We start from the raw sequence: 26,668 nt of genomic DNA on the forward strand, positions 1-26,668 counted from the left end.
GAATCCGTAAGACGAAACATAACGAACCTATTTTATAGCCATAATAGGATAAAGTGTTATTACAGGCGTTTAAGCGAATACAACTTTAACAGCCCCTTAACAGCACTTTTTGCATACAACCTATACTTTTGTGATACACCAAAGATACTCTGGAGTTATTTATGAAGTTTTATTTATCATTTATTTTGCTTTGTGTTACTTTTTTTGGTTGCAAAAAAGATAATGGAAGCGCCACGGTAGACTACGCATACATTGGAGGGGAAATTATAAACCCGAATACCAAATATGTGGTGCTATCAAAAAATGAAACTATTATTGATACTATAAATCTTGATGGAAGAAATAGATTTTTATACAAAATTAAAAATCTTAGCGACGGAATTTATAATTTCAGACATGGAGGAGAATATCAAATGGTACTTCTGGAGCCCCAAGATAGTGTATTATTTAGGCTAAACACACTTGATTTTGATGAGTCTCTTGTGTTTTCGGGCAAAGGAAGTAAAAAAAACAATTACCTTATTGAAACGTTTTTAGAGAGTGAGGCAGAAGAACAGTACATCATTAAATTATGCCAGCTTTCTGCGGAAGATTATCAAAAACATATTGATTCAATAAGAGATAGAAAAACTGAAAAGTTTAATCAATTTGTAAAAAAACACCATCCGTCTGACTTGTTCAAGGATTTCATGCAGGCCAATATCAACTATAGTTATTATTCTAGCAAAGAAGTTTATCCTTTTTTACATTACGGAAAGAACAAAGCAGAAATTTTAAAAAGTGTACCCGCTAATTTTTATGATTATAGAAAAGACATTAATTACAATGATGTGTTGTTAAGTAATTATCATAATTACATGACTTTTTTACGACATAGTGTAAGTAATTTGACCTTAGAAAAACATGACGCACATAGCACAGGAAAGCCATTTCACCGTGGTTCTACATGTTATAATTTAGATAGGCTGCACCTAATTGATAGTTTGGTAACTAATGAAGCCATAAAAAATGAATTATTGTTTAAGTTTACGATGTATTTCTTGTCAAAAAGTAATAATGAAAAAAATAATGAGGCTATTTTAGGCTCTTATATTGAAAAAAGTACAAATGAAAAAGATAAAGACCAGTTAACACGGTACGTCAACTCCATTAACAACTTGAAAGCAGGTGCCAAATTACCTGAGTTAACTTTGATTTCTTATAATAAAGCTGAGCAGGACTTACATAGTATAATCAATAAACCTTCGGTGATTAGTTTTTGGTCTACTATGCATTATGAGCACTTTAAGAAAAGTCATAAACAATTAAGAATACTCAAAGAGAAATATCCTGAATTAAAATTTATTACCATCAATATTGATGGATATGGTATTGACAAATCCAAACAAATCCTGCAGGGCTACAATTTTGATTATTCAGATGAATATCTCTTTAAAAATCCAGATAAAGCTATAGATATTCTGGCCATGTACCCTATTACAAAAACCATTATTGTTGATAGAAAAGGAAAAGTTGTAAATGGAAACTCAAATATATTTTCTATTAGTTTTGAAAAAGAAGTTTTAGGTTTGCTAAACAGATAAGCTTAAAGTTTATAATGATTCATCAATAATTTTTCATAAACTATATCCGGCAAAATACGCTTTAATACCACTGAAAATTTTTGCATAAACGCGCCTATTTTGTAATGCACTTTTGGGTTTGGGGTGTTTATTATTTTATATACCGCTTCTGCCATCATGATAGGGTTACTACCAGCATCAACATGAGTGTTCATTAAATTTAGTGTAGCACCATACGGTTTTTTATAAGGTGAATTTTCATGAAGCGGCGCATGATATCTGCCAGCTGCAATGTTGGTTGCAAAATCACCAGGTGCTACATTGGTCATTTTTATATTGAAGTCTTTAATTTCCATTCTAAAAGCTTCGGTAACGAGCTCTAAAGCCCCTTTGCTGGCGCTATAAATACCTCTGTAGGGTAAACCCATATAACCAGCTATTGAAGTAATATTTATAATCAACCCGTCTTTTTGCTGGCGCATTTGTGGCAATACAGCCTTAATAACATTGATTGGTCCGAACAGATTAGTTTCAAAATTTTTTTTTATTTCTTCTTCAGGGATTTCTTCTATAGGCCCTGTTATTCCAGCACCTGCATTGTTCACCAAAACATCTAAACGTCCTTCGTTTTCAACAATGGTTGAAACCGTTTTTTTTATGGTGGTATTATTGGCAACGTCCAAAGCTAAAATAGGGAACTTACTATCCTTGTACTTTTCAGGATTCCTACTTGTACCATAAACAACAAATCCTTTTTCCTTTAAAAATTCACCAATCGATTTTCCTATACCTGAAGAACCTCCTGTAATTAAAATAACTTTAGACATCATGTAGAAAACATTATTAAAAACGAGCGCAAATTACGAAATTGATTGAGATGAGGAAACCTAAATTTAGCGCATAAAAAAAGGCAAGCTACCTACATCACACCGCTACGACCATTTACCTTTGCTTCGTTCCCGACCTGGAGGATTCAACAGGAGCTGGTTGTGTAGGACTTGCCGGCTGCAAAGATACAATCTTTTAAAATTATCACAATGATTTTTTAAACTGATTTTTAATAAATATCTTGCTTCAAACTAAATTTAAATCATGGAAGCTCTCAAGTATTTAACAATCATATTATTAAGTATTACTCTCGTTTCTTGCGGCTCTAATAACAGTAATAAAAAAAGTGATTTTTCAATAAAAACTAATGCTAATAAAGGCCATATTTCAATTAATGAAACCTTAAATCTGTCTCTGGAAAACAAAAAAGGACATTCAATTGAATCGGTTATTTATAAACTAGACGGCAAAGAAATTAATAACTCGTTGAGTTTAGCTGACCATAAATTAGGCAAACATACTTTAGAAGCCGTGGTAACTTATAATGAAAGTAAAGAAACCGTTTCAACCAACATTACCATTCTTAATAATGAGCTTCCTAATGTGTATACGTATGAAATCATCAATACATATCCGCATGATATAACCTCTTACACCCAAGGTTTAGAATTTTATAATGATACACTATATGAGAGTACTGGACAGTATAAAGAATCTAAATTAAGAAAAGTAGATTATAAGACGGGAAAGATTATAAAAAATATTGACTTAGCAGATCAATACTTTGGGGAAGGCTTAACCATTCTTGATAACAAAATATATCAACTAACTTGGCAAGAAGGTACTGGTTTTGTGTATGATGTGAATACCTTTAATAAGCTTGGTAGTTTTAAATATGGAAATAGTAAAGAAGGTTGGGGCTTATGTCATGATGGTAACAAAATTTATAAAAGCGATGGAACCGAGAAGGTTTGGTTATTAAATCCTGAGACTCTAATTGAAGAAGATTATATTCAAGTTTACACCAATAAAGGTAAGATTGTTGGCATTAATGAACTAGAATGGGTTGAAGGTGAAATCTATGCTAATAGATATCAAAAGAACGGTGTAGCCATTATAAACCCCAAAAATGGCGCTGTTACTGGGGTAATTGATTTTTCAACCTTAAAAGACAAAGTAACACAGCATGATGGTCTTGATGTTTTAAATGGTATTGCCTATAATCCTGAAACTAAAACCATTTTCATTACGGGTAAACGCTGGGATAAATTATTTGAAGTTAAAATTATTGAGAAGTAATTTTTAACCTGATTTTATTGGATATTCCACTACCAAATTACGCTTTATAGAGTATCTTTGTGGTACACTTCTTAAAAGCCTTTTATCATGGATAATTTAGATGCCGCGAGACTTCAAATGGCATTTACCCTCATATTTCACATTGTATTTGCTTGTATAGGTATGGTCATGCCATTTTTTATGATTGTAGCACACAAAAAATGGCTAAACACAAGAAATAAAGTTTACTTAGAACTCACCAAATCTTGGCAAAAAGGTGTTGCCATTTTTTTTGTTGTTGGAGCGGTATCAGGTACCGCTTTGTCTTTTGAATTAGGGTTGTTATGGCCAGAATTCATGAAATATGCAGGTCCTATAATTGGTATGCCGTTTTCTTTAGAAGGTGCTGCATTTTTTGTTGAGGCTATTGCATTGGGTTTTTATCTTTATGGTTGGAACAAAATTCCTGAAAAATTCCATTGGTTAACCGGAGTTATTGTTGGAATATCAGGAGTAACCTCAGGTATTTTAGTGGTTTCCGCTAATGGATGGATGAATGCCCCATCTGGTTTTGATTATATTAATGGTGAATTTTTAAATATAGACCCCGTAAAAGCATTTTTCAATCCAGCTTGGTTCACTCAAGCGTTACATATGACGCTTGCCGCATTTACGGCAACTGGATTTGCAGTAGCTGGAATTCATGCCTATCAAATCTATAAACAGCGTCAAATAGAACTTCATAAAAAAGCATTTAAAATAGCCATTACTTTTGGGACGGTTGCCGCTATTTTGCAGCCTTTAAGTGGTGATTTATCGGCAAAAGATATAGCCGAGAGACAACCTGTTAAGCTCGCCGCTATGGAAGCACACTATAACACGCAAAAAGGTGCTCCCCTATATATTGGAGGTATTGTTGATGAAGAAAACGAAAAAGTAACTTATAAAATTGAAATTCCTAAAGCATTATCATTTTTAGCTTTCGGCGATTTTAATGCCGAAGTAAAAGGACTTAAGGATTTTCCCGATGATGTAAAACCACCTGTAGCTATAGTGCATTATGCCTTTCAAGTTATGGTAGGCTTAGGCACCCTTTTACTCGTTGTAGGAATCTTATTTTTTATTAGTCTTAAAAAAACAGCTTTATCGGAAAATAATAAATTTTGGATGTTATTTGCATTAATGGCTCCCATAGGATTTATAGCTCTTGAAGCAGGTTGGATAGTCACTGAAGTTGGAAGACAACCTTGGATTATTCATAACGTTATGAAGACTAAAGATGCTGTTACTCCTATGCCAGGCATGATTTATAGCTTTTATATGTATGTTATCCTGTATTCGATTCTAACTATAGCAGTAAGCTGGTTAATGGCTAGACAAATTAAATTACTTAACCAATCAAATTTAAGTTAGTATGTTATATGTTGTTCTCACGTTTTTACTAGTCTCCCTTTTGCTTTATGTAATTTTAGCAGGTGCTGATTTTGGAGCTGGTATTGTTGAACTTTTTTCTACAAAGAAAAACCAACAGCTTACTAAGAAAACCATTTATCGGGTTATGGGGCCTGTTTGGGAAGCTAACCATATATGGATTATCATATTAGTGGTTATTCTTTGGGTTGGGTTTCCTCAGTTTTACAACATTCTAGTGGTGTTTTTACATATTCCATTAACTCTGGTGTTGTTGGGTATTACACTTAGAGGTGTCGCTTTTGTTTTCAGGCATTATGATGCTTATAAAGACAAATCTCAAATCCTGTATGACTGGATGTTTAGAATAGCCAGCCTCCTTACCCCTATTTTCTTAGGCATGACGGCAGGTGCTATGCTTTCTGGAGAATTAATTATTACAAACGACTATCAAGCGTACACTTTTAAAGAACTCTACATAACACCATGGTTCAATTGGTTTGCAATATTAGTAGGCTGCTTTTTTGCAGGACTTTGTGCGTTTTTAACGTCTATATTACTTATTGGGGAATCTAACCCTGATAACCGAGCGATTTATGTTAGAAAATCACGTTACACCACCATAGCGGTTATTAGTATTGGTTTTTTAGTACTATCCTATGGCTTTATAAATAACGTTGCTTTTATAACCGATTTTATTAAAAATCCGTATACCATAGCATTAATTGGTATTTCTGCCATATTGATTATGCCTTTGCTTCAAAGTATAAAAAATGCTAAAAAGGTGTTAAGCAGAACGCTGGCTGGACTTCAGGTTGTATTGATATTACTAGCCGCTTTTATAACCCATTTTCCTGTGTTAATTCTTGGAGCTAACGCTAACATAAATATTCTTGAAACGGTAGCTTCTGAGAAGACCATTCAAGTATTAGGTATTTCACTCATTGTTGGCGGACTCATTATTCTACCTGGCTTATTTCATCTTTTAAAATCGTTTAAGATGATAAAGGTATTAGAACAGTAATTTTTTAACTTCTGTGTTTCAGTCTACTTATGTACGGCACTTTGTGTACAAGGACAGTTGCTAATACCTTGTAAGAAGTTAAGACCAATGGTTATCACATGAGTACCGGAGTTGTATCCTGCTAAATCATTTGTAGTCACCTGGTAGGCATAACCAAAATAAAAAATAGACTTTTGAAACCCTACCATAGGTCCTACGTTTAATGGTTTAAAAAATTGATCATTCAAAAAGCGGTAAGAAATACCCGCCCAGAAGTAATCTTCATTTCTATTGAATTTTCTGAATTTAAAATTCACATCGGTACTAGAACGTTTATCACTCTGAAACATTTGATAGAATATGGATGGTTCAAACTCTAAACCACTTTTCTTAGGCCCTCTAATAGTTAAACCAGAGTATATTTGGTAGTTAAGCAATAATCGAGGTTCGGCTATTCTGATGCTTTCATCTAAGTTTTTATCTAGAATATTATTAATGTTTAAACTAAAAAAGAAGCCTTTGTTACGGTAAAGGGCACCTACATCAAAGTTGTTGTTTGAGGTACGTCTATCATCTGTTACAAACGGATCTAAAGTAGGGTTTTCATACCCGCCATCAAAGTTATTAATATCTATTCTGAAGTTATTCAGGTTATACGAAATCCCGAATGATAAATATTGCTTAGAATAATAATCTAAAACCAAATGGTGTGCAAACGAAAACTTTAATCCCGTTTGAATAGTATTTCCATTTTTATCGTTATACAGGGATAAACCTACTCCTGAACGATCCGCTATTCTAACATCGCCATAAATAGATTGATTATCCGGTGCTCCTTTTATACCCACCCACTGGGTAAGGCCGTTTGCTCGTATCTTTAAATTATCACCTATACCAGCATAGGTAGGAGATACCACGAAATTATTATCTGCCAAATACTGCGTAAATACAGGTAGATTTAACTCCTGCCCATAGGCATGAGTCAGCATAAAAACTAGTAGGTATATAATGATCTTTTTCATGTGTTTTCGTCTTAAGGGAACTTATTATCTATACAGCGTAAAGTGGCCTACAAAATCTCTATCGTCTTTCGGATCATTGAGTTTAACAACATACCAATAATCACCAGTAGGCAACTCTTGGCCGTTATACTTACCATCCCACTTATCTCCTACTCGTAATGAGGCTATCTTTCTTCCGTATCTATCAAATATATCAAAGGTTAAATCCTTATACTGATCGGCACATCCTGGCCCCCACTTATCTAAATTTCCATCATCATTTGGTGTAAAATAATTTGGGATACACACATCGATATACTCAAAATATCTGGTAGCACTTACCTGACAACCATTGGCATCGGTTACGGTTACGGTATAATCACCTGAGGCATAAATATAGAAACTACTTTCTGTGCCGTAAGATTCGCCATTCAATGTAAATTCATAAGGTTCTGCCCCTCCTGTAGCAGTAGCTACTATTTGATTGATCTCACCATCGTCTATAGCTAACACTAATGGGTCATACTGCTCGATATCAAAATCAGAAGTAACTTTTTCACACCCATTAGTATGTCTTACACTAATGTAATGTCCCACACCAGCTGGTACATCTATAAATACATTGCTGCTTTGATATGGACCGCCATTTAAAGAATAATCTAAATCATTAGCATCAATACTAGCATCTGTTGATACGGTTACGGTATTGGTAGACAAATTATTGTTTACGCAACCATAAACAACCTCAACCTGAGGATCTATAAATACAGACTCTGGGAAAGTAATGTTCCATTCAGACTCACAGCCTTCGGCATCACGAACATACACGATATGATCACCTCCTGCCAAATTATCAAAATCAAATTGGGTTTGAGTCATACCGCCCGTGGTATACACCCCATTGATATCATCTAAACTAACGCTGTAAGGTAAGCTTCCTCCAGATATCTCTATGCTAAAGGCACCATCTAGGTCACCTGAACACACTTCAGGAAGTATTGAGTTTGGCACTATGCTCAGCATAACTGGTAGAGGTTCGTCAATAGTAAAATCTAATAAGATATAACAGCCTAATTCGTCTTGAACGATGATTTGATAATCACCCGCCAATAAATTATCAAAAATAGGCTCATCAAAGAATTGATCCATCTGTGGCGAAATAGCATACTTAATAATACCTGTACCGCCTGAAGCCGTTATTTCTACCATACCATCATTAGCGCCATTACAGGTCACATCTGTAATACTTAATTGCGCTGTTACCGGTGCTGAAGGTTCTGTGATTTCAACAACTTCAGAGGTAACATCACAATCACCACTCTCTACATACACTTGATAACGCCCTATTGGAAGCTCTGTAAATACGCCTGGGCTATCTTGAGTTACTGGAGTAACATCATTTCCTGAGTCGTCTTGTAAGGTATATACATAATTACCTAAACCACCTTGGGCTTCTGCAACAATAACACCTGTACTATCTCCTGCACAATTAATGGTGGCGTTGGTTTTATCTAAAGTCACTATAAGTTCAGGAAGTTCTTCAACCAAAATATCATTTGATACTACAGATGTACATCCGTTGGCATCTCTAACATAATATCGGTAAGTTCCAGGAACCACAGTGAAAGTTATATCAGTTGTAAACGTTCCTAAAGGATTGCTAAGAGAAGCATCACTACTATATTCATAAGGCCCCGTACCGCCTGTAGCACTCAATGTAAGTGAGGCTTGTGTTAAACAGGTTGGGTTCGTTGTTTTCACTAAACTAGCTACAATTTCAGAAGGTTCTGTAATGGTAACATCGGTAGTTGTAAACGAACAGTTATAACCATCGGTTACTATTACGTTATAAGTACCTGCCCCTAAATCTGTAAAGACATTAGAAATTTGAGGTCCTGATGAATTTGCTACAGGAGACACCCTATTTAAGGTATAGGTATAGTTACTACCTTGACCTCCTGTTGGTGAACTAACCGTAATACTTGCATTGGTATCTCCAAAACAAGACAACATTGTTGTGCTTGGAGTAATGATTGCAGCAATTGGTAGCGGATCTGCTAATACAACAGTTGCCGAAGCCACACAACCTTGGCTATCTCTTACGTTTACCATATAGTTACCAGCAGCTAATCCTGTGAAATTATATTGCGTTCCAAAAGCTATCAATTCACTTCCATTTAACATTAACTGATACTCATAAGCACCTGGCCAGCCACCAGAACCAATTGCTGAAATGGTACCATCGTTACCATTACAAGTAATTTCGGTATGTGATTCTGTAATTTCTAAAGGTGCATTAGGCGCTGTAATGGTTGCATTGGTTGATACTGTACAGAATGGTGCATTTGTTAACGTTGCATTAATGGTAAATGTTCCTGATGGCAATCCGTTAATAGTTAATGGACCTGCGTTAGCAGAAGTTCCTGTTTGTACAGGAGCTCCTAAAGCATCTAATACTTCATAAGTAAACGGTCCTGCGTCATTGGTTGGTGTCGGTACCTGATCTATTAACGTAAAAGTTATACTTCCATCGTTATCACTAAAACAAGTCACATCCGTAATGCTTTCAACCTCTAATTCAAAGGTATTTGGGACATTTACATAATGTGTTGTTTGCAAACTACATCCTGTATCTAAGTTTTCTACAGTAATTGTGTAGTTACCTACTATTAAACCAGTAAAGTTTCCTGTTGTGTTGGTTTGGTTGTATGATACATTAACCCCTGCAACTGTATATTGCAGGTTGGCCGAACCTCCAGTTGTTGTAGCAGAAACTGTAATATCCTCGTCATTTAAACATGTTATCGCATTATCAATGGTAATATTAATTTCCTCTAATTCCACATAAGGTGCAATAACTGCTGAAGTTGTTCCTGAACATCCATGATCATCATACACCGTAATGGTATAGTTTCCACCTAATAAATCAGCCTCCGTATATACATTGTTAGAACTTGATTGTACTAAGTTTCCATCTCTATAAAATTCATAAATAGTATAGTTATTAGAACCTCCTGTTACCCCAGACACTGTAATGGTTGCAAAATTTGCCGCATTTGTATCTGGTGTACATGCATACTCTATAACTGTTGGTGCTGGTACTACAATAACGTTTGGCTCACCTACAGTTTCTTGTTGTGTTAATGTACAGTTTCTTCCTGAAGTAACAGTTACATTATAAGTGCCTGGCGCTAACCCTGTAAATACATTTGAGGTTTGTGTGGTTACACCTCCATCTAAACTATAAGTATAAATAGGATTATCATTAGTTGCCGGTAAATTAACTGTAATCGTTCCATCTGTACTTCCGTTACAAGACACATCGGTTGGTGTGGTAGTAAACGTTACTGGTGTTGGTGCTTCTAATATAACAGGAGCTGTGTTATCACATCCTGTATCTATATCAGTTATTGTTACCGTGTAAGAACCTGCAGCAAGGCCTGAAATTACATTTCCAGAAACAATTCCTGTATTAGGACTTATAGCATAACTGTAATTTCCTGAACCACCCGTTCCTGTAACTGTAATCACACCATCATCATCAGAACAACTTGGTAATGTTGTTGCTGCAACATTTAAATCTAAAGTTGGATAAATTTCAATTGGTGTAGGCATTGTTGCTGTACATCCATTACCATCCATCACTATGACATTATACGTGCCTGGTGTTGAAACCGTAAAGGTAGGACTCGTTTGGAATCCTGTTCCTATAGAATAACTAAACGGAGCTATTCCTGTTGGACTTGTCACCGTAAATGTAAACGGATCGCCATTTAAATTACATTGGTTATCTGAAATACTTGGTACGGTCACTGTTGGTAACGGATCGGTTGTAATGGTCACATCTATCATATCGGTACAACCATTAGCATCTCTTACCCAAACATCCCAATCTGTGCTTGTTGCAGGATCTAATATTGCTGAAGCACTATTAGCGTAATTTAAATTTGTTGGAGTAGCGCTATCTACCACAAACGCATATTCGTAAGGTGATGTTCCTCCCGTAGCTTGAACGGTTACCTGTGCCCCGAAATTACAATTAGCATTTATATTATCAATTTCAGCTAAGGTTATAGTTGTTGGTTCACTAACTACTATAGTTGCTTGATCTGTACATCCTGTTGTTGCATCGGTAACCTCAATTGTATACGTATCGGCTACCAAATTTGTTAAACTTACAGTTCCTCCTGATTGACTTATAGTTCCTGTTCCAGATAACAATGTCACCGTATAAGCTGAGGCATAATTAGCTACCGTAAAATCTACCGCACCATTAGAATCGCCTGTACATAATGCATCGCTAATTAATAACCCTGATACTGTGATATTAGTTACTGGTTCAATAGTATAACTTTCTGTATAATAACATCCATTTTCATCCGTTACGGTAAAGGTATAAGTGTTTGGAGTTAACCCTGTAAATACGTTTGAAGCTTGGGGTGCAACAGTTACTGGAGAAATGATCTCATAAGTTAAGACGCCTACTCCATCTGTTGCTGTTAATATTACATCTGTTGTTGGGTCATTACATGTTATTGGATTAGAGGCGAAATCTAAATCTGTTGGAACATCTAGGGCTGGTATTACAACATCAATAGGTGCGGCAATAACACATCCATTAGCATCTTTTACCCAAGCCGTAACTGTACCTGAATTATAAGTGGTATACGTGTTAGTTGATGAGTAATTAATACCACCATCAAAACTAAAGGTATATGGTGCTGTTCCTCCATTAGCTGAAATGGTTACTAGTGCTGGCTGAGTAACATTTCCTGAACCACAGCTTAAGCTCTGAGTTAAAGCACCAGTACCACCTACTAGAGTTGGTTCAATTATGGTCACCTGTGTAATTCCAGATAAACAATCTTTACTATCTCTAACCTGAATATCATAAACGCCTTGTGCTAGTCCACTAAACACATTTGATGCTTGCCATGTTGCACCTCCATCGTTACTATATTCATAAGGTGCAATACCATTAGCGGCCGTTACAATAATACTGCCATCGGCACCACCGTTGCACGTTACATCTCTTTTTGAATACGTTAATGTTGGTGTGGTGTTTGGTGTTACCGTGATTTCATTTGAAATGGCTTCACAAGATTGTGAATCAATTACTTTGAATAGATAGGTGTCATCTGTTGTAGCTGTATAGGTTGTTCCTGCTATGGTAGACCAGCTTGATCCTCCATTAGTACTAACTTCATATGTATTATATGTTCCTGTACCCCCACTAGCTGTTAGTGAAATTTGGGCATCATTAGTACAGGTTAAATCGACATCTAAAATAGCATCTAGTAATAATGGTGGGTTTATAGTATAAGTTGTTGTAGCTGTACAGCCGTTGTCATCCTTTATATATAAATCATATGTTCCTGCTGCGCTAAGAGTAAAGTTCGGACCGGTTTGGTAAGCGCCCCCAATACTGTAGGTTGCATTACCATTAAAAGTAGTTCCAGATAAAGTTATAGAAAATGCGGTGCCATCAAAACACTGTTGAGCAGCAGGGTTAATTGTTGGTTGTGCGTCTAGAACAACCGTTACATCTACTTTTTTAATGCAACCATAAGCATCACGAACATAAACATCATATAGTCCTTCTGCTCTCTCAAATGTATTACTAGAAGCCCAATCAGTATCAGCAGGTGCATTACCATCTAATACTACTTGATATTCGTATGGCGCTGTTCCATTGCTAGCTATAGCTGTTATCAATCCTAACTCATTACAATTCTCATTTCTAGTTGATGACGCAGAAAGATTTAGTTCTATAGCTGATTCCGTAATATTGAAATCATCAGATGCTATACTACAACCTGCATTTGTAGCTCCAGTTTGTTCTGTAATTACTACCACATAATTTCCAAAATCAAGATTACCCAAATTTGAGACAGATAATGTTCCATTTGCAGGAACTGTTCCTGTTCCTGAAATCACAGGCACTAAACTTTGTAAGCTTTGAGAATCCAATACCTCATAACTAATATCTGTTGGCGTACCATACGTACTATTTATATCAAAACTTACATTGCCATTAGCACTACCAACACAAGTAATGTTATTAGGCATTAATGAACTTACGTTTAAAGTAGAGTTTGTTGGTATGGCGGTATCTGCTGTTTCATAATAGTAACACTGTGTTCCTTCGTCATATACTATAAATGTATATGTTGCTCCTGGAATTAAGTTTGTAAAAGTAGTAGATTCTGGACTATCCTCATCTTGCCAAGGCGCAGTTGTTGGTGCTGTATAGGTCATACCAGGTCCCGTATAAATTGCAAAATGATATGGTCCAGATCCTGATAGAGGCGTGCCTATTGTAACTGTGGCCGAGCCACCTGTAGAACAATCTGCTGGAGGTGAACTTACCATTATATCTAAATCATCGGGTGGTGATGCTACTAATACATCTTGAATCAATACAGAACAGCCATTTGCATCAACAATATTAATTTGATATAAACCAAAATCGACTACATCGAAGCTTACGGATGTAGATCCTGTTGCATTTAACTCTGAATTTGAATAGCTATTTGTTCCTGTAACAAAGTAATTATACGGAGCCGTACCACCTGTTACACTATCAATAATTACTGATCCCTTTGAAATACCAGCTCCTATACAAGTTATTGGTTCCGCATGATATGTTGGCACTATGGCATCTGGCTCATTAATCGTAATCGTTTCAGTATCATCACAACCTCGTGCATCCGTTACTGTAACGGTATAATCTCCTGCTGGTAATCCAGAAGTTTGTGTTCCGTAATCGGTTCCCGTATCATCATTATGAACATTGATTACAAATGGTGGAAAACCAAAATTTGTATCTATGTTCACCTGAATAGCAGCTGTTTCCTCTCCGTTACAAGATATATCCTGAGTTTGAGTAACATTTAAAATCACAGGATCTACAGTATCTGAAACCGTTATAACTCCTGTTTGTTGTGTACAACCATTAGCATCGGTAATTTCAAATTGGAAATCATCAGCTGTAGAAGTTGAAAATGAAAAGGTATTTCCTGAAACCACTGGAGCCGTTCCTGTTCCTTGAATTATCGCTACCGAATAAGGTGCGTTTCCACCAGAAATAGTTCCATCAATAGTGGCTTCTGCTGGCGCCGAACAGGTTAAATCCTTAGTTAATAAAGCATCCACAGTTATAGGTTCAAATACTTCTGTTGCTGTAGTAGCTGTTCCTGTACATCCATTAGCATCTCTTACTGTAACGGTATAACTTCCTGCTGCATTTACTGTAAATGTTGGACTAGATTGATATGAAGCACCTCCATTAATGCTATATGAATACGGAGGAACACCATCAGTTGCGGAGACTGTAAACGTAAATCCTGAGGATACATCACATTGATTGTCTACAATAGGAGCCGTTACACTTGGTAAAGTATCTGGTGTAATTGTTACTGTGGTTGGTGTTGGTTCTGTACAACCGTTAGCATCTTTTACATACACATCCCAAACTAAATTTGCTCCATTATTAGTATCAACAGTAATTACATTACTGCTTCCGTAATCAAATGCTGTTGGAGCACTTGATCCTGAAATGACAGCGGCATAGGTATAATTTGGTGTACCTCCAGAAGCCGTTACCGTAATTTGTGATTCGAAATTATTACAATGTACATTAGTGGCCGTTGCTGTTGCACTTACTGCATTGGTTGGCTCATCAATAGTCACACTTGCATCAGCAATACATCCAGTATCGGTATCGGTTACTTCAACTGTATACGTTCCAGCTATTAAGTTTGATAAAGGTATTGGATTGACCCCAGCCTGAACAGATCCTCCATTAATGGTATACGTGAAATTCGTCGCATTGAAAACTTCAAATTGTGCAGCACCATCGTTTCCACCAAAACATAATACATCACTTAATTTTAACGCCGTGATGGCAATTGGCGTTACTGGTTCGATAACAAAAGATTCGGTATAATAACATCCGTTTTCATCAGTCACTCTAAACACGTAAGTATCTGGAGCTAATCCTGGGAAGGTGTTAGATGTTTGCGGTGCTATTACTATCGGTGATATAATTTCATACGTTAACACTCCTACTCCATTGGTTGCTGTTAGTGTTACGGTAGCTGTTGTATTATCACAAGTTACCACTGTTGCTGAAAAATCTAAATCGGTAGGCGGATTTAATGCTGAAATGGTTAACGAACCACTATCTGTACATCCATTAGCATCTTGAACAGCATAATCAATGGTTTGATCTGTTCCGTTATCATTTACAATTAAAGTATTTGTTGCACTATAACCCGATCCATTAAAACTATAGGTATATGGCGCCGTTCCTGTAGTTGGAACAGCAATAGTCACTGTTGATGATTGCTTAGTATTATCAGGAGCACAACTAAAAGCCGTTGCTGAAGCACTGGCGACTAAAGTTGTAGGTTCTGTTAAAGTTACAGTTCCATTGAAAATACATTCATTGGCATCTTGAACTTGATAGGCATACGTTACATTGGCAACTAAACCAGTATATAATGAGGTGGTCGTAAATGGACTTCCATCAAAACTAAATGTATAAGGTCCAACACCACCTGATGGTACAATTTGCACCGAACCATTACTGCTACCATTACAACTCGGATTTACCGTGGTAGTAGTTGCTGTTGGGTTTTCAATAGGATTAACAGTAATCACATTTGATACGGCAGTACATCCGTTAGCATCGGTTACTTGGAATTGATAAGCTCCATCAACACCTGTGGTTAAGGTAAACGTATTTCCAGACAGATTTACAGTACCAGATCCCTGAATTAAAGTCACGGTATATGGCGCGTAACCATCAGAGATTGTTCCTGAAATTACTGCATCTGGTGATGCAGTACAATCTAATTCTTTTGTTAAGGTTGCGCTAATATTAACTTGTGCAGCAATGGTTTCAGCGGGTAATGTAAATTCACATCCATATGCATCTCTAACTGTAAACACATAACTACCAGGTGTTAAATTATTGAACACAGCACTTGATTGAAATGTGCCTCCATTAACACTGTATTCATAAGGCGTTTGCCCACCTGAAGCTAAAACTTCTAAAGTTGCTCCATTAGCCACATCATAACAGTAATCGGCATTAACAATGGATGCCGTTGGTGCCGTTGGCGTCACTAAACTTATTGTTGTTGTGGCCAGACACCCGTTTGCATCTGTTGCTCTAACAGTATAATCGCCTGCTGGTACATTGGTTAAAATACCATTGGCTGGGAATGTATTTATCACATTTAATGATGCATCTAATAATTCATAGGTATATGTAGGTGTTCCGCCTGTAGCCGAAGCTGTTACCGTTGAACCATCTAAACAGGTTACTGGCGTTGTGGTTGCTGATACGCTTAATGGCGATGGCGCTGTAATTTCAGCTTGTAATGTAGATTCACAAAGTCCATTTGAAGCCGCATCATAACGTACTACAACGTTATAAGCTCCTTCTGTTAAATTGGAAATAGTATAAGGCGAGGTTGTTGTGGTACTCCAAGTTGCTCCCCCGTCAATAGAATACTGATAGCCATTAGTTGCATCAAAGTTTTGAGCCGCAATGGTAATGCTTCCATCCCCTGCACTTGAACAGGTTACGTCACTTGTAGACACAATCTCTGCTGAAAATGCTTGTCCTGGGTCTATAATAAAAGGAAAATCAACTTGTTCAATACATGTTTTTGGTAATTGATACACGCTAATATCATCAATAAGCGCATCATTACCATAATATTGTACACTTCCTGAGCGAATCACAAAGGTTAAGCTTGTATTATTGCCAGGATTAAGTGTTAACGATCTAAAATTCCATTGTTCATTTTTGGGAACAATACCTGTATAATCTTCAGCTATTACATTTCCTGAACCATCTACTAGCTGAATTCTAAAATCGGGATCGTCTCGATCAGCTTTTACAGCTCGCATTAAGTTGGCTACATATAAATCGACCTGAATATCCTGATTAGGTATAACATCATTAATTGGTTTACTATAAAGTACACCATATGGGCCAGCAGCTGAACCAATGTTTACTAATAAAAATCTGCCATCTGGGTCTGTTCCATTGGTTGTATGATCGCTAAAATGATACCAAGCGCCCGTGTTATTTGCGTTTGGATCGTCTGATCTCCAAAAGAAACTAGCTACTGAGTACTGATTATCTTCAACAGAGCGTGTGCCGCAAGAGTATGGTCCATTTATACGTTGGTCGTTAAAACAATAAGCACTGGCAATACCAGAAGTTGTTGTTGGTGCTCCACTTCCAAAATCTTCATTTAATAAATTACTAAATGTAGGGACGGTTTCTAACTTATAGGTCACACTAATAGTATGGCTACCTTCAGATACATTTAAGAAAGTTTGTGGATCGGCTAAATTCGGATTTTCAACCCCATCAATTAAATAACCATAAGAATATGAATTTGATGAACTGTTATTAACTGTTACTGTTGTATTTCCTGTTCCGTCACAATTATAATCTACATCAGAAATGTTAATAGACGGTGCTTCTGGTTCCGGTTCTAAAACAATTCCAGGCATAGCAAACATACATTCATTGGCGTCCCTTATGTACAAAGTATACGTGCCTGGTGCTACATAAGCCTCATTATCTGAAGTCCAAGTTGATTGGTTATCGAAGCTGTATTCATAAGGTGGTGTTCCTCCTTGTGGATTGGTAATTCGAACACGCCCTTCACCATTTGGTCCACAACCTGCTAACTCTGAAACACCTCCTGAAGCCGTTACCGCATTGGGTGTTTCTGTAATTACAATATCTTCTGCCACACTAAAACACGCTTCTCCATTTAAAGCATAAGATATTAGTGTTTGGTAAGTTCCTGCGGCAAGACTATAAAAATTTGGATTTGAGGTAAACGTAGTGCCATTATCAATACTATAATTGATAGTATATCCGTTAGCATTGGTCACATTAAAGCTAATACTGCCTGAGTTGTCTCCATTACATAAAATATTAGTTTGACTCACAGAAAAATCTGGAGCTGGAATCTCATCTATTGTGATGACCGCGTCTGCAGAACAGTTATTAGAATCTACCACGGTGATATTATAAACACCTGCAGTAGAAACAACTATTTCTGGGTTGGTTTGGAAATCTGTAGTACTATTTACAAAATAGTAATAAGGTGGTGTGCCTCCTGTAGGGTATACTGTGATTTCACCATCGGTACAGGTTAAGGGTTTGGTTATTGCTGCTGTTACTTCTAATAACGGCGGTGCTATAATATCAATATCTTCCGTATAAGTACAACCATCATCTGTTGTAACATTTACGGTATAGGTTCCTGGGTTTAATCCAGAAAATGTATAATCACTAGCTAATATAGGGCCTACACTATTTACTAAAGTACCTCCTTGAGAAATACTATAATTGTATTGAGGTAAAGCATTGTTTACGGCCAACTGTATACTTCCTGTTCCATCATGACACCCTGGTTGGGTCACCGAAGTAGTCACAGAAAAGTCTCTATCTCTAACATATATACTTGGCGTTTCAAAGATACATGGGTTGGTATCTACTCCTACTTGTCTAATATAAACTGTATAATATCCTGGTGTAGTTACATCAAATGTGTTAGATGGTTGAAATGGTCCGTTGGCATCTAAGCTATATTCGTAACCAGATGGTACATTCCCTACAACCACTTGACCGGGTGTAGTACACAAAATATCTTGGGCCGAAATAGTTGGTGTTAATAAATTAGAATAAACATTAAAATAAAACTGCGCAAAACAGCCGCCTGGATAATTAATGACTATTCTAAATTGACCAGCCGTATCAGCAGTGTAATTTGGACCTGTAGCAATTTGATTCCAAGTACACCCAGGATCTTCATTAGCACAATCTTCAACGGCTACAGCAGCACAACTTGTTTCATCTAATTTTTCCCAGATAATAGAAACCGCATCACTGATTCCTGTAGTAATATTTCGGGTATCATTTCCTCCACATAAGAAAATATAGGGTAAAACCTTTCCATCATTGGGACAGATGGGTAATAAATCAGCATAAGGAATTACAGGGTTTGTTTGTGCACTACCAAACGTAATAACGTTGAACGTTTCGTTTATAGACAAACAAGTAGACTGTGTAGTATTTTGTACATAGTATGTCCCTGTTTCTGTAACTGTTATAGATTGAGTTGTTCCAATAACAGGTGTTCCTGTTGGACTAGTAGACCATGAATAACTATCATAACCACCAGCAGCAGTAAGCTCTACACTATTACCACACAACACCTCTTCTTTGGTAAAATCACAATTTGAGATGTCAACAATAAAATTGGTTGAACCAGGTACCCCTAAACATTCAGTGGTTGCAAAACTTCCTTCCTCTTCTATAATTGTAGGGTTAATCACACCTCTATAGGTTGCAAAAGCTTGATTCTTTATTTCATTAGAACAGGCTTGACTCAAATCATAACAATTTGGTACAATTTGTATAGCCAAACGAATGACAAATTTAGGATCACCAACCTCTACAGACCCATCTGGAATATTAAAAATAAGTGTTCTTGTAACGGGGTCATATGATTGTAATGTAGCACCTCCGGCATTACTTAAATCTATGTCTGTTGAAGGATCAAAAACAATATTATCTGGAAGTACATCTTTCAGGGTAAATTGGGTTACATTATCATTACCTACACTTTGATAAGTAATTTCATAAAACAGATTTTGCCCTAATACAACATCGTCACCATCTATGTCTTCTCCAGATGTATTTGAAACCTTTTTGGTTAAGTCAATATCAGGAGAAATAATATCTACAGCAAAAACACTAAAAAATGCAAATATTGGATCGGCTTGTCCTCGAGCCACCTGTAGAATAAAACTTGCCGAAGAATCATTATTTTTTATATATTCAGGTTCAGATCCCTTGATTTCTAAAAAGCCTGTATCATAACCTAAAGTATTTTCACTAAAAGGATTTCTTGGATGGGATACACCGTTTTCATTTTCTATAACCGATCCAAAAAACTTATTAGCTGTTCTAAACGGAGTGGTTACCTCTTTACCGTTAATCTCTAGCTTGGTAGCACGTTTGGTTCTATCGCCATCTAAGGCAGCATAGGCAAATTGAAGATCGATGGCTCCAACAGGAGGTGTTGAAAAACCAGTAACAGGAACCTCTTCATAATGACCGTCATAAATATGACTAAATCCATCAAACACATTAAAAGACTTCGTGTGAAGATTCGGGTCTTCGTAAATTACAAAAAGCGTCCACCCCGCTGATAAACCTGTGGAGTAATTTGAACCGAGACTTGCGGTAACATCAGCCACCGTGTAAGTACCTTCTAAATCAGACAAACCAGATAATAAATCAGTAACTTCTGCGTAACATGCATAGGGTGTATTTCCAGGTTCATTAGGTTCAGACACAATTGGATTTGAAATGGCATCATAAACAAGCTCACCAGTAATATTGGTATATGTTGAACTTCCAGGAAGTTTAAGTTTTACTTGATTGATACTTGATCGGTCACCACTTTGTAGAACAGCTCCCCAATACAGTGCAGCATAGGCCACCCTATAACATGTGGTAGCACTTCCATCTTCTTGATCATGTAATAGTAAATCGGCACTACTGGAGCTAAACGTTGACGCATCATTATCAATATCAATATACTGCATGGAGATATCTTGATTGTCTTGACTTAAATCATTAAAAGGCTGATTATCTTTTCCTAGAATACTATTACCCACCACAAGCATGCTTCCTCTTACTTCTATGTTTTTCCTTAGAGTAAAAGGCTTATAGGTTTGTGCCATACTGCCAAAAGACACAAACAATGAGAATAATACAACGTATACTAGATTGTGATAAGTAGGTTTATTCATAGTGGTTAGTTTTTAATCTTTTCCATAATAGGGCGATATGAAAAAAAATGTAATCCCCTTTTTTGACATCTAAATTGTCTACTCTGCACAAAAACTCTTACTAAAAGTCATTTCATCTGTTTTATGTGCATTTCGTCGATGTAAATATCGTAAAAAAAATTGGACTACAAACTAAAACCACGGAAATTAAGTATCATTTACCGTTAATTCTTGTATTTCAACTGTGATATTAAAATAAAAGTAAGATTAATAATGTTAAAATAAAGAGTTTCTACATGTATAGCAATGTAGAAACTCTTAATAAATAGGTTTTAAAACTCTTGAAGTACTTAGTTTTCTATTTTTACAATAGACATTTTTGCATTATAAGGTTGACTACCTTTCGCCTCATGGGCTCGCTGTGCCTGATCTAGATTATCGTATTGTTGATAATAGATATAGTATTTGCTTGTATTAACATCATAAAAGAAATCTATATTAGTTTCACCAGCCGCAACAGCTTTGGCAATAAACGCATCTCGCTTATTCACATCAGAATGGACTGCAACCACTAAATAATAGCCGCTATTAACATGTTTAACGTCTTTAACGATAACAATATTGTTTAATTCTTCACCTGAATCAAAATCAGATGCTTTTAGAGGTGTTTCACTTAGTGCGGTATTATTTTTAATTCTACTTAATGCAGCTCTGTCCTTCTTATATCTATCTTCTTCATTATCGTATAAAGCTCTCTTTATTCTGCGTTTTCTTTCAACTTCAGTAGCTTCGTTTATTTTATCAAGTTTTTCTAGTAATTCCTTTTTCGTCTTTATAATCTCTAATTGGTCATTTTTAAGAGATTCAATTTTCTCTTGAAAGGCCATATTAACTTGATCATTTTTGTTTCTTACCTTTTTAAGACGCTCATTATACAATTCTTGTAAATTATTAATTTTTTCTTCTTGAACATTAATTGCTTGATCTATTTGTAAGCTTATTGCTTTGATTTGAGCATTTTCAGCCGATACGCTCTTAAATGCTTTTGGTGCTTGATAAATGCCTTGTTCGCTTAAATCATTCTCTTCTTTTAAATCGATAAGATCTTTTTGTTTTACATCAATTCGTTCAATTAACTGCGTTATTAATTCTTGTTGTGCATCTTTGGTATCATTGGCTGATTCAGTAATATCTTTCAATTCTTCTACACCCTCTCCTTGTAATACAGGCTCCTCAACTTTATTTGCAGTTTCGGTAGCAGTATTTATTTGTGCTTGTTTTTCTTCTTCCGCTTTTTGAAGTGCTAGGGCTTCAGCTTGTCTAGCAGCTTCTTGTTGTTTCAACAGCTCTTCTTCCTTAATTCTAGCTGCCTCAGCTATTTGTGCCTGTTTTTCTTCTTCAGCCTTTTGACGTGCTAGGGCTTCAGCTTGTCTAGCAGCTTCTTGTTGTTTCAACAGCTCTTCTTCCTTAATTCTAGCTGCCTCAGCTATTTGTGCCTGTTTTTCTTCTTCAGCCTTTTGACGTGCTAGGGCTTCAGCTTGTCTAGCTGCTTCTTGTTGTTTCAACAGCTCTTCTTCTTTAATTCTAGCTGCATCAGCTATTTGTGCTTGTTTTTCTTCTTCAGCCTTTTGACGTGCTAGGACTTCTTGTTCTGCTTTCGAATCTTTTGTTTCTGTCCCCAGATGTACAGGAATGACTGCTGCTCCACCACTTTCGGTAACAACATTCTTTTTGTTTACCTCTTTAACCGATGTATTTGTTGCAGTTTTATTCTTTCTAGGGTCTGGTTTTGTGTGAACTACACGTCTATATTTCTTTTTATCTTGAATGAGCAATGCTTGTTCATCATCATCACCGCTATAATTATACCTGTTGTTATTTTTAAATTTGTAGGCTAAGGTTATGTCATGTGAATGCCCTAAAACAGATATATCTCCTATAGCTTTTTCAAAATTGTACTCTATGGCTATTTGTGAACTTATATTGAGTCCTATTCCTGCTGAGAAACCATAAAAAGTACTATATCCTACTTGCCCCCAAAGTCCTTTAGGAACGGTTAACATAGCAATACCAGAGATAACCGTTTGATTCTTTTTGAACTCAGATCGTACTAATGCCGAAAATTTGCTTTCGTCAAAAAAGCCGCGCCCTTCCATATATCCTGTGTACATGGCGTGTACTTGTAGACTTTGCTCTGGGTTCTCTTCAATGATTTTTGAAGTTGTTAGATTATACGCCACAACATTGTTTAAAGCAAGTCCAAAATCAACAAAGTCTGTACCGTAATTTATACCTGGATTTATGGCTATAACCGTATTTGAAGGTATATTATTTAAAGAAGGGTCTGGAAAATTAGTAACCACCTTGCCCTCATTAATACCACTTTTATAAAACGCTACATTTAAACCAAATGTTAAATTGTTAAACCGATTTAAAGCGGCATTATAAGCCACATTCAAGTTAGCACCAAACGTATTTAACACTCCGTAGTTTTGCTGAAACAAACTTAAACCTGCACCAATATTTTCTCTAAATCTTCCTGAGTATCCAAATAGATAGGTTTGCGGCGCATCATCAAATTGTACCCACTCCCGTTTATTGTAAAAACTTATATACTTATTTTGCTCTCTTACAAAACTAAATGTGGGGTTAATGAATTGTCTGTTGAATTTTAGTGATGTTCGTATGGGAACATGATAAGCAACCACGCCATCTTCTTGTGCAAAAAGGTTTTGAACCATGCAAAAAAATAGTATAATATGTAAAATATACTTGGTCATAACTATTTTACAATGGTTATTGATCCCCTTTTTATTATACCATCAGACGTTTCAATAACGTAATAATAAATAGGGTTAACGTTTGAAAATTCAATTTGTGACTGCGGCCAGTCATTAAGATAGTTTGTGGTTTTTAAAACAATTTCGCCCTTAGGACTTAATATGGTTACCGATGTATTTGTACCCTCTACATAGGCTTGTGGTATTATCCAGGTATCGTTTATACCATCGGCATTAGGGCTAATGAGATTAGGAATATTAGCTACATCGGGAAACGGTGTTCTTACATTAAAAACTAAATCACTAGAAGCTATACAGCCCATAGTTTGACTTACTTTTACTTTATAACTTCCTGGTTCAGAAACGGTATAAGCACTTGTTGTTGCGCCTGAAATAACGGTATTATTTAAATACCATTCAAATGTTGGATTGGTTGCAGAAGTGGTTACTATAACCGATATAGTTTCGCCTTCATGAATAATATTATCTTCCGAAACATTTAGACTACTTGAAAACCCTGTATTATCTAAATCTATAGAGGCACTTGTGCTGCAATTTCCTAAATCAATGCTTACAGAAAATACGCCAGACTCATTTGTTTCATACGTTTGATTGGTAGCGCCATCTATACGCTCACCATCCTTAAACCATTGATATCCTTCTCCATTGATTGTACTTAAAGTAGTGCCACCTTCTGAAATACAATAGGGATTTCCTTTACTAGAATTTATACTACTAGAAACACCCGAAGACGCTTCTGTAATCGTGACTCTATTTGAATAGGAATTGGATGTACAACTACCATAATTCGTTTCTACAAAATAGGTACCCGATTCTGTAACATTTAAACTTTCTCCTGATGCTACAAACTCTTTTAGAGTTGAGCTAGTTTCTTTATACCAGTTGTAGGTTAAAGAAGGATATTGTAAAGGAGAATCATTGTCTGGACCTCCTGGATTATCAATAGTTAAAATATAACTTCCTCCAGCACAAAAGCTTCCTGTTTCAATAAGATTATTTATAGAAAACGGACTGTCTTGATTTTTATAATAAGCTGCAAAATCTACTGACCCTGTGCTTGTAGCAGCTGGAGACGTACTCTTTATTCTAACTTTATATGATTCGCCTGAAACCGTAACGGGCATAGAAAAAGGGATACTCACAGGATTAGTGGTGAACTCTGCTACACCAGTAGTGTGAATGACTTCTGCATTTGCAAAACTACCATCACTATCTGATAACTCAATAATAAATTGATTTGAAGCCTCCAGCCCATCTTCAGGAGAAAACGAAAAATTAACATAATAGGTATTAAATGAAGGGCTTGCACAAGCCTGAGTAAACCCTAAATTAGGCTTGCTTATTACTAATTGCCCTTGAGAAGTACTTGTAAAAAACAAGGTTATGATGCAAATAATATGATAGAACTTAAAACTTCTCATGTCCATAATTTTGGTCAATTAGCCTTCACTTGAGATACAAGCCTATTTATAAAGTGTAAATATCACTTTATAAATAGTCCTGTTTTAATATTTAGTTTGAATAGATTGACGTGATTGAGATAGGTAGGTAATCCGTAACTAGCAAAACTTTTTTAATTATCTCTCAAATCTGAATCCACTTCATTTGAAGCTATAATTTTATTAATTCGCAACCGGTAATCAGGTCTTTTTGAGCTAGCAACATCAATAAATGTTTCTGCATCAGGCCCTTTTGAATAGACATTAAAGAAGGCATGATTACCATACCAGTTTTCAAGGTCTTCATTGTTTGAATTATTTTCAACAAATATATTTCCATTACAGTTGTTAAAATACATATCTGTAAACTTAATGCGCTCTAAGTTATGTTGATTTATAACAATCTTACTGTCAAAAATAACAGCAGGATTAAAACCAGAGATGACACTTTTATTCATGTCTAGTGATGCACTTTCTCCAACAAAAACAGCTTCGTTTACTAAGCCCATTTTTATATCTTCTTTTAAGCTTTCACTAGAATTAAGCAAGGTTAAATTTTTTGCCGAAACTGCAGTTAATTTTTTTGTAAAATCTATCTCCTCTTTTTTATTATAAGAAGATACCATTAAACATTTTGGGCCAGCACTACTTGATATGTATGGAGACCGGATAGCTAATGAATTAGCAAGTTCACATTGCGCTCCATAATTAATTTTAAAATCGTTATTATTGGATTTATAAGACACTACTTGATTTAAGCGTAAGTTACCACCCCATATTTCAAAAGAGTTTCCAGCAGAATAACTTACCATAATATGTTCTAAAACCGTTTCTTTTCCTACACCTGCTAGCAATAAACCATTAAAATATTCAGAGTTTTTTATTCTATTTCCGGCATACTCAATTCTTACATATTGTAATAAGCCCGAATTACTATTCACATCTTCACCGCCATAATTAGTATAAATATAATCGGCAGGATTTAATTGCGAATAAAAGGATGCCACTGAACCATTACCAAATTTATTTGTGGCGGCGTCTCCAAGAATAATGATGCCTCCCCAGTCACCTGCTCTTTTTACAGTTTTATTTGATGTAAAGACTATAGGGTCTGTTTCTGTTCCTGCGGCAATAATGCCAGATCCTTTGGTAATAGTTAGCGAAGCTTTTGATTTATAATCAGCAAGAATAACAGTACCTGGCTCTATAGTAAGCACAGCATTATTGGTAACAAATACATCGCCCACCAATAAATATACGTGTCGTTTTATAAGTTTTTTATCCAGGGCTATTTTTCCTGTAAGAATTTGAGTAGGCTCACCATAATCTTGTGTGTTAGGTTTAAACTCAGTCCAATTATTGAGCCAGTTATTAACTCCTATAATTCCTTTTTCTTGTTGAGCAAAAGTGTTTGAAAAAGCAAAAAGAAATATGAAAACGATTTGGGCAAAATTTTTCATAATCAACAATTTGTAGTTATTTACTAATATGGTTTAAATTAATT

At 36.0% G+C, this 26,668-nt stretch carries 10 protein-coding genes and 1 other RNA gene; 4 read left to right on the forward strand and 7 right to left on the reverse strand.

Annotated features, from left to right (window positions below):
* Positions 1 to 161 precede the first annotated feature (161 nt).
* A complete protein-coding gene (locus tag FGF67_RS01790) occupies positions 162 to 1,583 on the forward strand; it encodes a TlpA family protein disulfide reductase (protein WP_139694753.1) in 1,422 nt (473 codons plus the stop codon).
* A 2-nt stretch (positions 1,584 to 1,585) separates the two neighbouring features.
* On the opposite strand, the gene FGF67_RS01795 is transcribed toward FGF67_RS01790, so the two are convergent.
* Positions 1,586 to 2,389, reverse strand: coding sequence for an SDR family oxidoreductase (locus FGF67_RS01795; RefSeq protein ID WP_139695008.1), 804 nt, complete (start codon positions 2,387 to 2,389; stop codon positions 1,586 to 1,588).
* A gap of 78 nt (positions 2,390 to 2,467) precedes the next feature.
* Positions 2,468 to 2,566, reverse strand: an RNA gene (gene ffs / locus FGF67_RS01800) — signal recognition particle sRNA small type.
* An 88-nt stretch (positions 2,567 to 2,654) separates the two neighbouring features.
* Here ffs and FGF67_RS01805 point away from each other — a divergent pair.
* The 3 genes from FGF67_RS01805 to FGF67_RS01815 all read left to right on the forward strand — a co-directional run bounded on the left by FGF67_RS01805 (position 2,655) and on the right by FGF67_RS01815 (position 6,102).
* Positions 2,655 to 3,689 (forward strand): glutaminyl-peptide cyclotransferase, encoded by a 1,035-nt coding sequence (locus FGF67_RS01805; RefSeq protein ID WP_139694754.1) that lies wholly within the window; start codon positions 2,655 to 2,657, stop codon positions 3,687 to 3,689.
* A gap of 87 nt (positions 3,690 to 3,776) precedes the next feature.
* Positions 3,777 to 5,081 carry a cytochrome ubiquinol oxidase subunit I gene (locus tag FGF67_RS01810; RefSeq protein ID WP_139694755.1) on the forward strand — a complete coding sequence of 435 codons (1,305 nt, stop codon included), beginning with the start codon at positions 3,777 to 3,779 and terminating at the stop codon, positions 5,079 to 5,081.
* A 1-nt stretch (position 5,082) separates the two neighbouring features.
* Positions 5,083 to 6,102 (forward strand): cytochrome d ubiquinol oxidase subunit II, encoded by a 1,020-nt coding sequence (locus FGF67_RS01815; protein WP_139694756.1) that lies wholly within the window; start codon positions 5,083 to 5,085, stop codon positions 6,100 to 6,102.
* Positions 6,103 to 6,125: 23 nt separating this feature from the next.
* On the opposite strand, the gene FGF67_RS01820 is transcribed toward FGF67_RS01815, so the two are convergent.
* The 5 genes from FGF67_RS01820 to FGF67_RS01840 all read right to left on the reverse strand — a co-directional run bounded on the left by FGF67_RS01820 (position 6,126) and on the right by FGF67_RS01840 (position 26,624).
* A complete protein-coding gene (locus tag FGF67_RS01820) occupies positions 6,126 to 7,103 on the reverse strand; it encodes a PorP/SprF family type IX secretion system membrane protein (RefSeq protein WP_139694757.1) in 978 nt (325 codons plus the stop codon).
* A 24-nt stretch (positions 7,104 to 7,127) separates the two neighbouring features.
* Positions 7,128 to 20,945, reverse strand: coding sequence for a T9SS type B sorting domain-containing protein (locus FGF67_RS01825; protein ID WP_139694758.1), 13,818 nt, complete (start codon positions 20,943 to 20,945; stop codon positions 7,128 to 7,130).
* 329 nt (positions 20,946 to 21,274) lie between these two features.
* Entirely contained in the window at positions 21,275 to 23,704 is a 2,430-nt protein-coding gene (locus tag FGF67_RS01830) for a PorP/SprF family type IX secretion system membrane protein (protein WP_139694759.1), read from the reverse strand.
* A gap of 2 nt (positions 23,705 to 23,706) precedes the next feature.
* The gene (locus FGF67_RS01835; protein WP_233243983.1) at positions 23,707 to 25,146 is read right to left on the reverse strand and encodes a T9SS type B sorting domain-containing protein; all 1,440 of its coding nucleotides are present in this window, start codon (positions 25,144 to 25,146) and stop codon (positions 23,707 to 23,709) included.
* Positions 25,147 to 25,298: 152 nt separating this feature from the next.
* Positions 25,299 to 26,624, reverse strand: coding sequence for a ubiquitin family protein (locus FGF67_RS01840; protein WP_139694760.1), 1,326 nt, complete (start codon positions 26,622 to 26,624; stop codon positions 25,299 to 25,301).
* Between the last annotated feature and the right edge of the window lie 44 nt (positions 26,625 to 26,668).

The sequence above is a fragment of the Allotamlana fucoidanivorans genome (genome assembly GCF_006265225.1).
Lineage (GTDB): Bacteria > Bacteroidota > Bacteroidia > Flavobacteriales > Flavobacteriaceae > Allotamlana > Allotamlana fucoidanivorans.